The following is a 15,861-nucleotide window of genomic DNA, read 5'->3' as shown; positions in this document are numbered from 1 at the left end:
CCTCCTTGCAGCCGGCCGGCGACCGGCCTACGTAGGGAAAAGGGCCTCTGCGAGAGAGGCCCGATACCGGTCAGAACGTTTCCCAGTTATCCTGCAGATCGCTGGCGTTCATTTTCTTATGATTGATTACCGGTGTTACCTGCGCCTTGCTGGTGACAGGCGCTTTAAACTCTTCCTGGCCTTCCGACCTCAGGCGGAATACCGCCACCGACTGGGTCAGCATGCTGGCCTGTTCTTCCAGCGCCGCCGCCGCCGAGGCGGACTCTTCCACCAACGAGGCGTTCTGCTGGGTGACGCGGTCCATTTCCGCCACCGCCTGGCCAACCTGATCGATGCCGCGGCTCTGCTCGTCCGACGCCGAGGCGATTTCGCCCATGATGTCGGTCACGCGAGTGACGGCGTTGACGATGTCGCCCATGGTTTCGCCGGCGCTCTCGACCAAGACGGAACCCATATCGACGCGGCTGACCGAGTCTTCAATCAGGCCTTTGATCTCTTTCGCCGCCTGCGCGCTGCGCTGCGCCAGGTTGCGCACTTCACCGGCCACCACCGCAAAGCCGCGGCCCTGTTCGCCGGCGCGCGCCGCTTCCACCGCGGCGTTCAACGCCAGGATGTTGGTCTGGAAAGCGATGCCGTCGATCACGCCGGTAATATCGGCGATCTTCTGTGAGCTGCCGGCGATGTCGTGCATGGTCTGCACCACGTTAGCCACGACCTTGCCGCCTTTCTGCGCGGTTTCTGAGGCGCTCAGCGCCAGCTGAGATGCCTGACGGGCGTTTTCGGCGTTCTGTTTCACCGTCGCGGTCAACTGCTCCATGCTGGCGGCGGTCTCTTCCAGCGAAGCGGCCTGCTGCTCGGTGCGGGAGGAGAGATCGTTGTTGCCTGCGGCGATTTCAGACGCGCCGCTGTAGATGGCGTCTGCGCCCTGACGCACGCCGCTGACGGTTTCGATCAGCTCGCTTTGCATGTGTTTCAGGCTGGCCGCCAGCACGCCCATTTCGTTGCGGCTGGTGACGACGATCTGTTGAGTCAGGTCGCCGGCGGCGATCTGTTTGATGTGATCAATCATGCGATTCAGCGGGCGCACCAGGATGTGATGGATACCGGTCCAGGCCAGTACGATCACTGCCAGCACCACCACCAGCACCACGATCAGCGTCCAAATGGCCGAGTTGTAGGAGCTGTTGCTGCCGTCGACCGCGATTTGGTACAGCTTGCCGTTTTGCTCCAGGTAAGTGTTGTAGCTCTGCTCAAAGTTGTCCTGGTAGCTCTGCGTAGGCTGATCGAAGAAGGCGTTGATCTTGCCTTCGCCCAGCAGTTGGATCAGTTCGGAAAGCGCACCGTACAGAATGTCGTATTGCTGCTTAACGCGCTCTGCCGACTGAGGATCCTGGCGCGGATCCTGAGGGATTTTCTCGTACGCGGCGTAGTGTCTTTCCGCCTCGGCCAGCTCTTCTTTCGCCTTGGCCAGCAGTTCATCAATGGTGGCGCCGCTGCCGATCTTATTGGTATCCATCATGTAACGAATACCGGCGCGGTTCAGCGAGTTGCGCGCCTGCAGCAGGTCAACGCGGCTTTCACTCAGCTGCAACTGCTGCTGACGGATAGTTTGCAGGACGGTAAAGTTTTCCTTATCGCTTTTCAGCGAGGAGAAAAAGAGTCCGCCCGAAATCAACTGCAAGGCGCCAAACAGCACCAACACCAGCAACAGGCTGGTGACCACCTTCATACGATTTAACATGATTTCCCTTGTTGAAGCCCGCGCAGACAGGCTTTGATGACGTTGAATGTGTGAGTTATCGGCGCAGCGCGGCAAAACTTTATGCGGGAAAGTAACTATTTTTAGTGGGGGTTCAGGACACGGCCTACGACGTTGCGGCAAGTCATGGAAAGTGAAGGTTATAGGGGGCAGCACCCTGCCCCCTTCGGTCTTGAATTAGACGCTTTTCGCCACGCTGTCGACCAGCGACATCTCTTCACTGCTCAGCAGCTTTTCGATATCCACCAGGATCAGCATGCGCTCGCCCAGCGAACCGAGGCCGGTGAGGTATTCAGTCGCCAGCGTCACCGCAAACTCCGGCGCCGGGCGGATCTGATCGGCGGTCAGCGACAGCACGTCGGAAACGCCGTCGACCACGATGCCCACCACGCGCTGGCCAAAGTTCAGCACGATCACCACGGTGTTCTCATCGTAAGAAACGCTCTGCTGCGAGAACTTCACCCGCAGATCGATGATCGGCACGATCACGCCGCGCAAGTTAGTGACGCCCTTGATGAACGCCGGGGTGTTGGCGATGCGGGTCACCTGATCGTAGCCGCGAATTTCCTGCACCTTGAGGATATCGATGCCGTACTCCTCGTTGCCCAGGGTAAAAATCAGAAACTCTTGCCCTACCGTTTCGCCAGCCAATTTGCTGACGGCTGCCAATCCTGCCATATCATTCACCTTTTAAATCAATAAACTCATTATTATGCGGCGGCGTCCGTCAGACGCTTTTCACGGTTCAAGGTTTGCAACGCCGAGACATCAACGATCAAGGCCACGCTGCCGTCGCCCAAAATGGTCGCGGCGGAAATGCCCGGCACTTTGCGGTAGTTGCTTTCCAGATTCTTCACCACCACCTGATGCTGGCCAATCAGCTGATCCACCAGCAACGCATAGCGGCGGCCGGCGCTTTGCAAGATCACCACAATGCCCTGAGTGGCGTCGGTTTTGGCGCCTTCCACTTCAAATACCCGATACAGTTCCACCAGCGGCAGGTACTCGCCGCGCACCTGCAGCACGCGCTCGCCGCCGGCCAACGGATGCAAATCCTCCACCTGCGGCTGCAGCGATTCCATCACCGCGTTCAACGGCAGAATAAAGACTTCGTCGTTCACCTTGACCGACATGCCGTCGAGGATCGCCAGCGTCAACGGCAGCAGAATGCGGATGGTGGTGCCTTTACCGGCCTGCGAACGGATCTCGACGTGGCCGCCCATCTCCTGAATATTCCGTTTCACCACGTCCATGCCGACGCCGCGGCCGGAAACGTCGGTCACCTGCTCGGCGGTGGAGAAGCCCGGCGCGAAGATCAGCATGCCGACCTCTTCGTCGCTCATGCTGTCGCTCACCGCCAACCCTTGCGAAGCGGCCTTGGCGAGAATTTTTTCGCGGTTCAGCCCGGCGCCGTCGTCGATGACCTCAATGCAGATGTTGCCGCCCTGATGTTCGGCCGACAGCACCAGATTGCCCACCGCCGACTTGCCGGCGGCGATGCGGGTGGCCGGCTCTTCGATGCCGTGATCGAGGCTGTTGCGCACCAGGTGCGTCAACGGGTCGATAATGCGTTCGATCAGGCTCTTGTCCAGTTCGGTCGAGCTGCCCTGCAGCGTCAGCTCCACCTGTTTGTTCAGCTTGCCGGCCAGATCGCGCACCAGACGCGGGTAGCGGCTGAAGACGTATTCCATCGGCATCATGCGGATCGACATCACCGACTCCTGGAGATCGCGTGCGTTACGCTCCAGCTGGCTCATGCTGTTCAGCAGATCGCCGTGGTTCACCGGATCCAGCGTGCCGGAGCGTTGCGCCAGCATCGACTGGGTGATCACCAGCTCGCCCACCAGGTTGATCAGCTGATCCACCTTTTCCACCGCTACGCGAATGCTGGTGGATTCGCTCGCCTTGGCGCGCGCTTTCGGCGCTTCCGCCGCTGCGGCCGCCGGTTTGGCGGCAGGCGGCGCAGCGCTGGCGATCGGCGCTGGCGCCGGTTCCGGCGCAGCGACCGTCTCCGGCAAGTTCGCCTCCGCGACGGCCGGCGCGCTTTGCGTCGGCGTCGAGAAGCTGATTTGTTCCGGTTCCAGCACAAAGCACAGCACGGCGCTGATGTCGTCTTCGCTGGCGGAGGTGAGCAACGTCACGTCCAGGCTGTGTTCCGTCTGATGCGGGTCTTTAACTTCGCCGAGGTTGCCCAGCTCTTCCAACATCAACGGGATTTCACTGGCTTTCAGCCCGTTCAGGCTGATGCGCATGCCGCCTTCGATCGCCGCCGGCGCGGCCGATGGCTGAGCGACCGGCTGCTGAACGGCGGGTTGAGCCGCAGGCGCCTCCTGCTGCTGTTGCGCTTCCAACGCCAGCTGACGCAGCGCCTGGCAAATGTATTCAAAGCTTTCAGCGTCAGGCTGTTGCGAGGTTTTATAGGCGTCCAGTTGCTCCTGCATAATGTCTTTGGTTTCCAGAAACAGGTTGATAATCTCGGTGCTCAGGCTCATTTCCTGGCGTCTTGCACCGTCCAGCAGGTTCTCCAGCAGGTGGGTGGTTTCCTGCAGCACCGAAAAACCAAAGGTCGCCGCGCCGCCCTTGATCGAATGCGCCGCGCGGAAGATGGCGTTCAACGGCTCGATATCGGGGGCCAACGGATCCAGCTCCAGCAGGTGTTGCTCCATGTCGGCCAGCAACTCGTCCGCCTCATCAAAGAAGGTCTGATAAAAATCGCTAATGTCCATGCTCACGGGGTCACCTCTGGCTGTGAGTCGCGGTTAGTCGGTGCGGGTGCGGCCGCCGGTGGTTCCGACGCCTGGTCGGCCGGGGCTATCGCCGGGGACGCCTGCGGTGGAGCGTTCGGCGTTGGCGCCGCGGGTTCCGGGGCTGTCGTCGAAGATTCCGGCGTTTGGCTGGCCGGCGCGGTCGCCGACGGCGCCAGCTGCTTTAGGCTGTCCGGCTGGGCAATATCCAGCGCGTTGCTTTCGGCATTTTCGTGCTCGATGCCCTCTTGCGTTTGCTTGTTCAACACCAGTACGGTGATGCGGCGGTTAATCGCATCATCGGCGCCATGCTGTTTCAGGCTCATGGTGGCCGCCATGCCTACCACCCGCAGCACTTTGCCTTCCGCCAGGCCGCCGGCGATCAGCTCGCGTCGCGACGCGTTGGCGCGATCGGCCGACAGTTCCCAGTTGCTGTAGCCGCGTTCGCCGGTGGCGTAAGGGATGTCATCGGTGTGGCCGGACAGGCTGATTTTGTTCGGCAAGTCGTTAAGGATCGGCGCTATCGCCCGCAGAATATCGCGCATGTAGCTCTCGACCTGCGCGCTGCCGGTTTTGAACATCGGCCGGTTCTGGCTATCGATAATCTGGATGCGCAGCCCTTCGTCCATCATGTTGATCAACAGATGCGGACGCAGCGCCTTCAGGCGCGGATCGGACTCAATCAACTCATCCAGCTTTTCGCGCAGCTTGTTCAGGCGCAGCTCTTCGGCGCGCGAGTCCGGCGAATCGACCTGTTTTTTCACCAGGCCATGCTGTTGCGTTGGATCGTCGCCGCCGCCAGGAATGGGGCTGCTTTCGGAACTGCTCTTGTCGCCGCTGGTCAGGGCAACCTTGAGCGGCGTGCGGAAGTATTCGGCGATTTGCGTCAGCTCCTGCGGGCTGGCGATCGCCAGCAGCCACATCACCAGGAAGAACGCCATCATCGCCGTCATAAAGTCGGCATAAGCGATCTTCCAGGAGCCGCCGTGATGGGCGGCATGATGCGACTTGCGCTTTCTGACCAAAACGACCGGATGATTCTGTTTCATGCTTCTTCTTCTTCCGTCGCCTGCTGCGCCGGCGCTTTCACGCGGCGCACGTGTTCTTCCAGCTCAACGAAAGAAGGACGTTCGGTGGTATACAGCGTTTTACGGCCGAACTCGACCGCGATCTGCGGCGCGTAACCGTTCAGGCTCGACAACAGCGTGACTTTGATGCACTGCATCATCTTGACGTTTTCGGCACTCTTCTGACGCAGCAACGTCGCCAGCGGCGAGATGAAGCCGTAGGCCAGCAAAATGCCGAGGAAAGTACCGACCATGGCGTTAGCGATCAACGCGCCCAGTTCAGCGGCCGGACGGTCAGCCGAAGCCAGGGCGTGCACCACCCCCATCACCGCCGCGACGATGCCGAACGCCGGCAAGGAGTCGCCCACCATCGCCAGACTGCCGGCGGGCACTTCGCTTTCCTGCTCGTAGGTTTCGATCTCTTCGTCCATCAGCGCTTCGATCTCGAACGCATTCATATTGCCGCTCACCATCAGCCGTAAATAGTCGGTAATGAACTCCACCAGGGTGTTATCGGCAAGGATGCGCGGATAATTAGAGAAAATTTCACTTTCTTGCGGATTATCGATATCGAACTCGAGCGACAGCATGCCCTGCTGACGCGATTTGGCCAGCAGACGGAACAGCAACGCCATCAGATCCATATACAGATCTTTGTTGTATTTGGAGCGCCGCATCAGGCGTGGCAGGGCGCGCAGCGTCGCTTTGATCGCCTTGCCGTTGTTGCCGACGATGAAAGCGCCGACCCCCGCCCCGCCGATAATCAGAAACTCCGCCGGCTGATAGAGCGCACCGAGATGACCGCCCACGATCAGGTAGCCGCCAAACACCGCACCCAATACCACGAGATAACCCAAAATAACTAGCACACGCATTCCTTAAATTAACAATGTGGATGGAAGGTGGGGCAAACGCGCCCTGGCGCGACAGACCAGGCTGCATGTCTGGGGGCGGCATGCCGCCCCTGCGTATCACACGTCGGTATTCATTGCCGAGAGCCGGCAACGTGGCGGCTCAAATGGCGCGTTTGACCTGCTCGTCCAGCAGTTGAGGAATAATATCGGCCAGTTGCGGCGAAAGTTTACGTCTTTTTACAGCGCGGGATGGGGGTTGGCATAAACTGCAGATGAAACCGTTCAGCGGCTGGTGCGCGTGGGTGATAAATGCGCCGCCGCAGCAGCTGCAGGCGGAGAGCTGCAACATGCCGCTGTCGACGAAGCGCACCAGCGTCCAGGCGCGGGTCAACGCCAGCAACGGCGCCTCGCCGGCCTGCTGCGGGCACTGCTCCAGGTAGAGGCGATAGGCTTTGATCACCGCTTCCACCCCGCTGCACTGTCCGCTTTTCATCAGGAACAGGTAGGCGTTATAAAACATCGAGGAATGAATATTCTGTTCCCAGGTCATAAACCAGTCGGTTGAGAACGGCAACATTCCTTTTGGCGGCGGGCTGCCGCGCAACTCCTTGTAAAGTTTAATCAAGCGCCCGCGGCTGAGCTGGGTTTCACTCTCCAGCATCTGCAAACGGGCCCCCAGCGAAATCAGCTCCATGGCGAGCTGAATGTCCTTGGCTTCTTGAACAATGCTTTTCTCAACCATCATCAGGCTCTTTTCTTCGTCGGGCTAGCGTCTTTACTCGATAGCTCTTGCAGTAAATGGCTTGATAGCAAAATGCCGGTATGGATTTGTTGCAGATCGTCGACGCGCGACTCTTTTGTCAGGCGTTCGATGGTCTGGCTTTCGTTAAAGCGGAAGTGGCAAACCAGCTGGTTGGTCTCGGCCAGTTTGACCATTTGCGGCAAAGTCAGCTGCGCCAACGCATCGGCCATGGTCTCATCAATACCAAGGCGGAACATCGCGGACGCTTTTTCATCGTTGATCAAACGCTGTGCTAAAAGTAAATATGACAAATTGATGTCATAAATATGCTTAAGTAATTCAGACGTACCCATATTCCCCATCCCGACAGACTATGTTTAAAAACATACGCTGGGTGATAAATTTTATCGCCCGTGACCTGGGTTGTTTCCCAAAGTTGGCAAATTAATCTCTCAAAAACGACTGCTATAATTTTCGCCAATCGCTAAATTCGACCACTGTTCAGTATTTGCTACGAGCGTAAACCAACGTGTATGGATGTACAGCATTCTGCTTCGATAGTGTTTAGTCACCATGAAACTATTTTTACAAATTTAATAAGATTATTCCTAAAGCAGCGCAACTCTACCCCCGAACCATTAGCACACACAATGTAAGTGAGAGGCAATTTTAAATACAATGTGACATAGATCACAAAAATAAAAAATAATTAAGCCAAATACCCCTAAATTCGCACATTTTATGACCCGCATTTTGCTCACAAAATCGCCTTAGGTAAAAAAACGTCTTAAAAACAATGTTTATCAGCCAAAAAATTATCTTTTTTAGATCAATTCGAACAAAACCATCACCAAACCAAAATAACAGAACAAAAATCTGCATATAGGCAACAATCTCAGTATAAATAACCATTTGAGCCGCTAAAAAATATCCGAGGTGAAAAATAACCTATGTAAACTATAAGGTTATTAGCTATCGGATTTGACTTAAACCCTCCGCAGAGGGTTGTTCTAATTTTCAACATCAGGTGATTATGGCTTATCAATGATTCGCTGGCGTAGTGAACAAGCCAATAGACGTAACGATATGTTTCCGTATTAGCGCGGCGCAAGAATGGTTTTTTAACGTTAAATTGACCCAAAACGACATATCGGCAGCACATCCTAAAGCTTTAGCATTTTTTTATTTCTTTTTTGCCGGCGCATTAATTACCACGCCGTTCCAGACGTTATTAAAATTCCCGCGCCCCATCGTTTCATTGCAATAAAATAAAACGCAGTTTTGTTTTACTTGCCATAATCGCGCAGGCCAAACAGGCGCAGTTTCAATGCCGACAGCGGCAACATACATCGCTTCGTGCTGCGACCGCCCTCCGGGCAGGTGAAAAAAACGCCGCCAAAGGGGAGCGAGCGCGGCTTCGCGCGCTTGCACGCAGCGGAAACGTCGACGCTTAAGCTTCTCGTTCGTGACGCATCGCCCTGAGACTTTCCCTATTTCTTCATTTATCAGCAGGATGAGATTGCTGATGCCGCACTTGCATATTATGATTTATCCCAGCGCCGCCACGGGCGGCGTCACATTATTACCCAGTGCAATTTATTCACTTGAAATGATTTTTGTCAGGTCGTACATCGCTGCCTCGACGGCGTCGCCGTGAGCCACTATGTGTTATTCACCCGGCTTTAACTATTAACAGGCTATATTTTAATCATGACCGATACGCTCGAATATCTGCTGACATTCCGTAAATGCTCCTCTTTGGACAGCCTGGAGAAGGTGTACGACAAACTGAACTATTCCATTGAAAACGATACAGAAATGAGCAATATGTACCGCGCTGCCGACCACCGTCGCGCCGAGCTGGTTGCCGGTAAATTGTTCGATCTGGGCAAGGTGCCGAAAACGCTGTGGGCGCAGGTGCTTTAATTCAGTGAAATTACGTGCGGCAACGGTTTTATCTTTTATTGCTATATAACCGGAGCAAACTCAGCTTTTATTGCCGCGCGTGATACGAAACACATTTATTCCCCCCGCCAGGTTCTACCCTTTATCCGAGCGCAGCATTTCATCAAAGGCCCCGACGCGGCAGCCTGAAACACGACGGATGCAACAAGGAGTGGAATATGGGATATCAAAACGTTCTGGTTACCGTCGCCGTTGCGCCTGACAGCCATCGCCTGGTGGCAAAGGCCGTCTCTATCGTCCGCCCCTACGGCGGCAACATCACCCTGTTAAGCACTCTCGCCAATCCGGAAATGTACAATAATTTCGCCGGGCCGATGCTGGCCGATTTGCGCACGCTGATGGAAGAGGAAACCCGGCTGTTTATGGAGGAACTGCGCCAACGCGCCGGCTATCCGATCGCCGATACCCTTATCGTGCATGGCGAGCTTGGCGACAGCCTGGAATTCGCCAGCCGCCGTCAGCCGTTCGACCTGCTGCTCTGCGGCAATCACCGCGACAGCATGATGAACAAAGTATCCTGTTCCGCCGCCCGCTTCATCAACATCAGCCATATCGACGTGCTGATCGTTCCGCTCTGAGGCTAAGCACATTCGGTAACGTTGCCTTGGCGCCCCTGGACTAGGCTTAACGAACCTTGTTTGTCGCAACACAAAGGAGCTTTCGATGTCCCCTTCTCAACAGAACCGCCGCTTTCTGCTGGCCTCGCGTCCGCACGGCGAACCGACGGCGGCGAATTTCCGCCTCGACACGGTCGCCGTGCCACAACCCGAGGCCGGCCAGCTGCTGCTGCGCACCGTATATCTGTCGTTGGATCCTTATATGCGCGGACGCATGAGCGATGCTCCCTCCTACGCGCCGCCGGTGGAGATCGGTCAGGTCATGGTAGGCGGAACGGTATCTCGCGTGGCGGCCTCACAGCATCCCGATTTCAACGTCGGCGATTGGGTATTGGGCTATGACGGTTGGCAGGATTACGCGCTGTCCGACGGCAGCGGCCTGCGCAATCTCGGCCCACACTTGCCGCACCCTTCCCGCCTGCTCGGCGTGCTGGGCATGCCCGGTTTTACCGCTTACATGGGGTTGCTCGATATCGGCCAACCGCAGGCGGGTGAAACGCTGGTGGTCGCCGCCGCCAGCGGCGCAGTCGGTTCAGTGGTCGGCCAAATCGGCAAACTGAAAGGCTGCCGCGTCGTCGGCGTTGCCGGCGGTGCGGACAAATGCCGCTATGTGGTGGAAGAGTTGGGTTTCGATGCCTGTATCGATCACCGCGCCCCCGACTTTGCCGAACAGCTGGCCGCCGCCTGCCCGCAGGGCATCGACATCTATTATGAGAACGTCGGCGGCGTCGTATTTGACGCCGTGTTGCCGCTGTTGAACGCTAAAGCGCGCATTCCGGTCTGCGGCATCATCGCCCATTACAATGCCACCGGGTTACCCGCCGGGCCGGATCGCTTACCGTTGCTGGAAGGGCTGATCTTGCGTAAACGTATCCGCATGCAGGGCTTTATCATCTTCGACGATTACGGTTCACGCTTTGATGAATTCCTGCAACAGATGAGCAGCTGGGTCGAGCAAGGAAAGATCAAGTTCCGCGAGGACATCGTCGATGGGCTGGAGCAGGCGCCACAGGCCTTTATCGGCCTGCTGCAGGGCAAAAACTTCGGCAAACTGGTGATCCGCGTCGCTGACGAATAACGCGCATCAGGGCGTGGCGCGCCACGCCCTGCTTGTCAATGCACGGCACCGTCGCCAAATTGCACATCCTCCTCTACCGTGAGCGTCACCTGTACGAGAGTGCGCACCGCTTCCACCATCGTCGCCAGCGCCATACTCGGCTTGCCCGGATGCGCCGCCGCCAGTTCATGGCTGTACGGAATGTGCACGAATCCGCCCCTGGCCCGCGAATGCCGCGTCTCCAGATAGTGACGCAGACCATAAAAAATATGGTTGCAGTTATAGGTGCCCGCCGTGTAAGAAACGCCCGCCGGGATCCCCTGCCGGCGCAGTTGCTGCACCGCGGCCTTGACGGGTAGCGTACTGAAATAGCCCACCGGCCCGCCGGCAACCACCGGCACGTCAATCGGCTGTTTACCGGCATTGTCGGGAATGCGGGCATCGATCAAATTGATGGCTACCCGTTCCAGGGATATTTCGGCCCGGCCGCCGGCCAGCCCCAGACAGATCACCGCCAGCGGCTGCAATGCCTCAATCGCCACGATCAACTGCTGGTTGGCCACGCCCAATACGCACGGCAACTCGAGCACCGCGATCTCCGCGCCGGCGATACGCTCTCCGGCCAATGCCTGCGCGACCTGCCAGGAAGGGTTCACCGCGTCACCGTCGAACGGCTCAATGCCGGTGATTAACACTTTGTTCATCATTTCCCCTGATTGAAGGCTAAATTCGTGTGCTACCAGCCTAGGGAACGCTGTAAGATTCTGGAAATGGATTATCTGTATATAGAGTATTCATAAAATGAATTTAGCCAACGTCGATCTCAATTTACTGGTGGTGTTTGAAGCGCTGTATCAGACGCGTAACGTCACCGCCGCAGGCCAGCGTCTTAACCGCGCGCAACCTTCCGTCAGCAATGCATTGGCGCGACTGCGCATTCTGCTCAACGATCCGCTGTTTGTCCGCAGCGGCGGCGGCATGGCGCCCACGCCGCGCGCCCACCAGCTTATGCCGCAGATACAGCGGGTGCTTGAGCAAATCCATCTGGCGTTAGCCCCGCCGACCCGTTTCGATCCGGCCACCGCCGGGCAACGGCGTTTTACGCTGGCCGCCGGCGACTATGCCGATATCTTGCTGCTGCCCGCCATCATCAGCCGTTTGCGCCAGGCGGCACCCGGCATCGATATTCGCGTTTCGCGTCTGGATCGCCGCAATATTTACCGTCAGTTGGATAGCGGGGAGGTGGATGTCGCGCTGGGAGGGCATCTTTCCGGGGCGGAAAGCCACTATGTGCGCACGTTGTTTGAAGAGCATCTGGTCTGTATCGCCAGCCGTTCACACCCGCAATTGGCGGATGGCCGCTGGGATCTGGCCCGCTACCTCAGCCTGCCGCACGGGCTGTACGCGCCGGCTGACGACGGCTCCGCCAGAGGCTTGGTCGACCGCCGCCTGGCGGAAATCGGCGGCCAGCGGCGCGTCGCCGTGACCTTTTCACACATTGTCGCCCTGCCGGCGGTGGTCGCCGACAGCGATCTGATCGCCACCCTGGCCGCCAGCGTGGCCCGGCGTTTTTCCGATCCGCAACGCGTACGCATTCTCCCGCTGCCTGAGGAGTTGGCCATCGCGCCTTTCCCCATTGAGCTGATCGCCGGCCGACAGGCGCAACGCGACCCGGCCTTAACCTGGCTCTGTGACCTGATAAGCCGACTTTCCCTCGATCCCCTTCCGCGCTAACCGCATCAATTGCTGCTTTATCAACCATTCAGACTCACCGTCGGAGGCCCGCACCGCGGGCTTTTCACGCCCGCCAAATAGGAATCATCCGAATTAACATTCGTTAAATTTATATATTTGATCATCTTTAACTAACGAATGGTAAGGATAAAAAATACTCAGTGACTTTTTTCACGGAAAAAAAGAGTTGTTTTATAAACACGTTGACTTAAGTGTTACAGATTTATTATTTGGTATTACCATTTTCCCAATAATTTGGGATAAAAAAAGATCTGCTCGTATCTATATGTTTTAGATAATAAAAAAGCAGATCGTGAGCGAGTTAACGAATTGAGCATTGATCCACAAGGCTATTTTGCAAATGCAGAGCTCTATTGTAGACTGCACAAATCGTGCCTTTGTGTAAACTTTGTTAAATCTTTCGTCAGCCCCTGTCTCAATTCGTGACAGATACGCCATCGGGATCGCGCGTCAAATCTCGTGCGGTAGCTATGCCTAAACCGGGGATATAGTATGGATCGCCTTATCATTGCGCACACGCCTTTGCCCGCCCATCAGCTGTTGTTCAGAAGCCTTTCCGGTGAGGAAAGACTGGCCGGGCTGTTCGAGTTCGACGTCGAGCTGCTCAGCCCTGACAATCGCCTCGATCTGAAATCGCTGCTGGGACAAAAAATCACGCTGGAGCTGCGGGGCAACCCGATGGCCCCGCGTTATCTCAACGGCAATATCACGCGTATGACCCTCTCCGGACGAGAAGCCGGCGGCAACCGCTACTATATCTACCGCGCCGTGCTGCGCCCCACGCTGTGGTACCTGACGCAAAACCGCGATTTTCGCATCTATCAGGAAAAGACCGTTCCCGACATCCTGACCCAGGTGCTGGGGCAGTATCAGGTGAAGATCGATAACCGTCTGAGTTACGACTACCGCATCTGGGGGTACTGCGTGCAGTACCAGGAGAGCGATTTCGATTTCATCAGTCGTCTGATGGAACATGAGGGCATCTATTACTATTTCACGCACCAGCAGGACGGCCATACGCTGGTGCTGGCCGACGCGCCGGCGGCGCATCAGGAACTCGCCGGCTATGCCAGCATCCCCTATCAGCTCGCGGAAGGCGGCCTGGTGGAAAACAAGGACAGCATCAACAGCTGGAGCGTCTCGGACGCCATCACGCCCAGCCTGTATAGCCTGGATGACTACGATTTTCGTAAACCGCGCGCACGGTTGCTGGAGGCCCGGCAGAATCCTGCCTCGTTCGCACAGGACAAAGCCGAAGTGTTCGACTGGCCCGGGCGTTATACCGATCACGCCCACGGCCAGTTTTACGTCAAGGTGCGCCAACAGGAGTTCGAAGCGCAGCATGAGCAGATGAGCGGCGAAGGCAGTTCGCAGGGCATTGCGCCCGGCTACCGTTTTCAGCTGATCCAGGCGCCGCGCATGGAAGACAACCGCGCCTATCTGGTGGTCAGCGCGCGTTACTTCATGCAGGAAAACAGCTACGCCAGCAACGATAACGACGTTGGCGAGCAACATACCGAATTTCAGGTGGTGCCGGCGGACATCAACTGGCGCCCGGCGCGCACCACACCCTGGCCGAAAACCCATGGCCCGCAGACCGCCGAAGTGGTTGGCCCGGAAGGCGAAAGCATCTGGACCGATAAATATGGCCGGGTGAAACTCAAGTTCCGTTGGGATCGCCACGGCAGCGGCAATGAAACCAGCTCCTGCTGGGTGCGCGTCTCCAGCGCCTGGGCCGGCTGGAAATACGGCGGGATCCAAATCCCGCGCGTGGGTGAGGAGGTGGTGGTCGACTTTATCAACGGCGATCCGGATCGCCCCATCATCACCGGCCGCGTTTACAACGAAGACAGCATGCCGCCTTGGGATCTGCCCGGCGACGCCACCAAAATGGGCTTTATGAGCCGCAGCAAAGGCGGCGGCGTCGACAACGCCAGCTTCCTGTTCCTGGAAGACTCGCCCGGCAACGAATCTTTCGACATGCACGCCGAACGCAACATGAACATGACGGTGGAAAACGACAAGAACGTCAATATTGACGGCAGTCGCACCACCACCATCGGTCGCCAGCAGAACGATACCGTCACCGGCGACGCCACGTTCCTGTACAAAGCGAAACGCACCACCACCGTCGATGGGCTGGAAACCGCCAACCTGAACGCTCACCAGACGGTGAACATCAAAGGCGGCCGCGCCCTGACGATTATCGACGGCGGCGATAAGATCGACATCACCGGCAATCAGTCCTTCAAGCTTGACGGCGCGCAGACGCAAAACATTACGCAAACCCAGCATGTCACGGTGAAGGGCGACCAGACCCTCGACATTACCGAGGGGCAACAGACCAACACCATCAACAAGGGGCAGACGGTCAACATCACCTCCGGCGGGCAGCACACCACCATCACCGCCGGCGGGCAAACCACTACCGTCACCGCAGGCGGTCAGACGCTGACGGTGGAGGCCGGCGGCCAGACCACCGACATCACGGGGAATGTCAAAGAAACCTACAAAAACGATCAGCAAACGACCATTAGCGGTTCGCTGACCATCACGGCAAAAACCATCAGCATTACCAGCGAGGACGGCGTGTCTATTTCGGCGCCCACCTGGAAAGATAACTGCCACGGCTATAAGTGGACCGCGATAGGCGCCAACCTTGCCTTAACGGGGCTGAGCGTCAAGCACACGATGTTCGATGTTTCCCATAACCCGCTTTCGATCAGCAAAACCAATTTCAAGCTAAGCAACGATCCCATGACGTTCACGCAGCTTGGGGCCTTAATAACCAACGGTTCTTTGCGATTGAGCAGCAAGGCGCTGGCGATCTTTTTATAAGTAGGGATGCCCATGTCCAAAGCCAAAAATATCTTCACCGTAATCGGTTTGATTTTATTGGCCCCTATTCTCAGCCTGGTGGGTTTTTTCAAATTCATCACGGTCGATATCTGGGGCTATTTCAAACACATCGGTTCTTCTCTCAGCGTGATGGAGAACGGAGTTTCCGCCTCCGGGCAAATCGTCAGCATCCGCCAGACCAACCTGTGGGACGGGAATCGGCCGGTCTGCGAAGTGGAAGTCAAGTACATCGCCCAAGACGGAAAAAACCATACGGCCGTAGCGAAAGGCCCGATCAGCGTCGTTGATCTGCCGCGTTATCAGCCGGGTCATTTCACCGCGATAAAGTACGATCCCAAGAACCCCAAAAAAGCGGTGATCGAAGAGTTATCCCGACTTTGAGCGAAAAGAACCTTTTCAATCAACGCGATCCGATTTCAACGTTGTGAAAACGACTTGTCGT

Annotated in this window: 15 protein-coding genes; 6 read left to right on the top strand and 9 right to left on the bottom strand. The window is 57.0% G+C overall.

What is annotated here, in order from left to right; genetic code table 11:
• Nucleotides 1-70 precede the first annotated feature (70 nt).
• From IMX17_RS03125 to IMX17_RS03090, 8 genes are all read right to left on the bottom strand, one after another.
• Nucleotides 71-1,741, bottom strand: coding sequence for a methyl-accepting chemotaxis protein (locus tag IMX17_RS03125; protein ID WP_046896584.1), 1,671 nt, complete (start codon nt 1,739-1,741; stop codon nt 71-73).
• A gap of 195 nt (nt 1,742-1,936) precedes the next feature.
• Complete coding sequence (gene cheW / locus IMX17_RS03120) at nt 1,937-2,437, bottom strand: chemotaxis protein CheW (protein WP_004934876.1); 501 nt, start codon at nt 2,435-2,437, stop codon at nt 1,937-1,939.
• 32 nt (nt 2,438-2,469) lie between these two features.
• Nucleotides 2,470-4,491: a chemotaxis protein CheA gene (gene cheA / locus IMX17_RS03115; protein ID WP_193549324.1), complete on the bottom strand. Its 2,022-nt coding sequence runs from the start codon at nt 4,489-4,491 to the stop codon at nt 2,470-2,472.
• Entirely contained in the window at nt 4,488-5,552 is a 1,065-nt protein-coding gene (motB, locus tag IMX17_RS03110; protein ID WP_164106754.1) for a flagellar motor protein MotB, read from the bottom strand. The genes cheA and motB overlap by 4 nt, the downstream gene beginning before the upstream one ends.
• Nucleotides 5,549-6,439: a flagellar motor stator protein MotA gene (gene motA / locus IMX17_RS03105; RefSeq protein WP_015378266.1), complete on the bottom strand. Its 891-nt coding sequence runs from the start codon at nt 6,437-6,439 to the stop codon at nt 5,549-5,551. The genes motB and motA overlap by 4 nt, the downstream gene beginning before the upstream one ends.
• A gap of 145 nt (nt 6,440-6,584) precedes the next feature.
• On the bottom strand, nt 6,585-7,169 hold the full coding sequence (flhC, locus tag IMX17_RS03100) for a flagellar transcriptional regulator FlhC (RefSeq protein ID WP_016927281.1): 585 nt from the start codon (nt 7,167-7,169) through the stop codon (nt 6,585-6,587).
• Nucleotides 7,169-7,519 carry a flagellar transcriptional regulator FlhD gene (gene flhD / locus IMX17_RS03095; RefSeq protein WP_004934891.1) on the bottom strand — a complete coding sequence of 117 codons (351 nt, stop codon included), beginning with the start codon at nt 7,517-7,519 and terminating at the stop codon, nt 7,169-7,171. The genes flhC and flhD overlap by 1 nt, the downstream gene beginning before the upstream one ends.
• Before the next feature lie 829 nt (nt 7,520-8,348).
• Complete coding sequence (locus tag IMX17_RS03090) at nt 8,349-8,597, bottom strand: hypothetical protein (RefSeq protein ID WP_152665174.1); 249 nt, start codon at nt 8,595-8,597, stop codon at nt 8,349-8,351.
• Nucleotides 8,598-8,876: 279 nt separating this feature from the next.
• On the opposite strand from IMX17_RS03090, the gene ydgT reads away from it, so the two are divergent.
• The 3 genes from ydgT to IMX17_RS03075 all read left to right on the top strand — a co-directional run bounded on the left by ydgT (nt 8,877) and on the right by IMX17_RS03075 (nt 10,826).
• Nucleotides 8,877-9,092 carry a transcription modulator YdgT gene (ydgT, locus tag IMX17_RS03085; protein ID WP_004934895.1) on the top strand — a complete coding sequence of 72 codons (216 nt, stop codon included), beginning with the start codon at nt 8,877-8,879 and terminating at the stop codon, nt 9,090-9,092.
• A 197-nt stretch (nt 9,093-9,289) separates the two neighbouring features.
• The gene (gene uspC / locus IMX17_RS03080) at nt 9,290-9,709 is read left to right on the top strand and encodes a universal stress protein UspC (protein ID WP_046896581.1); all 420 of its coding nucleotides are present in this window, start codon (nt 9,290-9,292) and stop codon (nt 9,707-9,709) included.
• Between the two features lie 85 nt (nt 9,710-9,794).
• The gene (locus IMX17_RS03075) at nt 9,795-10,826 is read left to right on the top strand and encodes an NADP-dependent oxidoreductase (RefSeq protein ID WP_193549323.1); all 1,032 of its coding nucleotides are present in this window, start codon (nt 9,795-9,797) and stop codon (nt 10,824-10,826) included.
• A 35-nt stretch (nt 10,827-10,861) separates the two neighbouring features.
• On the opposite strand, the gene pcp is transcribed toward IMX17_RS03075, so the two are convergent.
• On the bottom strand, nt 10,862-11,509 hold the full coding sequence (gene pcp, locus IMX17_RS03070) for a pyroglutamyl-peptidase I (protein WP_193549322.1): 648 nt from the start codon (nt 11,507-11,509) through the stop codon (nt 10,862-10,864).
• Nucleotides 11,510-11,606: 97 nt separating this feature from the next.
• Between pcp and IMX17_RS03065 the strand changes: the two genes are divergently transcribed.
• From IMX17_RS03065 to IMX17_RS03055, 3 genes are all read left to right on the top strand, one after another.
• The gene (locus IMX17_RS03065) at nt 11,607-12,539 is read left to right on the top strand and encodes a LysR family transcriptional regulator (RefSeq protein ID WP_046896579.1); all 933 of its coding nucleotides are present in this window, start codon (nt 11,607-11,609) and stop codon (nt 12,537-12,539) included.
• Nucleotides 12,540-13,052: 513 nt separating this feature from the next.
• Complete coding sequence (locus tag IMX17_RS03060; protein ID WP_046687340.1) at nt 13,053-15,398, top strand: type VI secretion system Vgr family protein; 2,346 nt, start codon at nt 13,053-13,055, stop codon at nt 15,396-15,398.
• 12 nt (nt 15,399-15,410) lie between these two features.
• Complete coding sequence (locus tag IMX17_RS03055) at nt 15,411-15,800, top strand: DUF3592 domain-containing protein (RefSeq protein ID WP_033643543.1); 390 nt, start codon at nt 15,411-15,413, stop codon at nt 15,798-15,800.
• The last annotated feature ends 61 nt before the right edge of the window (nt 15,801-15,861 follow it).

Origin of the sequence: Serratia sp. X3 (assembly GCF_014982455.1) — a bacterium.
Taxonomy (GTDB): Bacteria; Pseudomonadota; Gammaproteobacteria; order Enterobacterales; family Enterobacteriaceae; genus Serratia; species Serratia ureilytica.
This window is presented reverse-complemented; position numbering and strand designations above follow the sequence as displayed.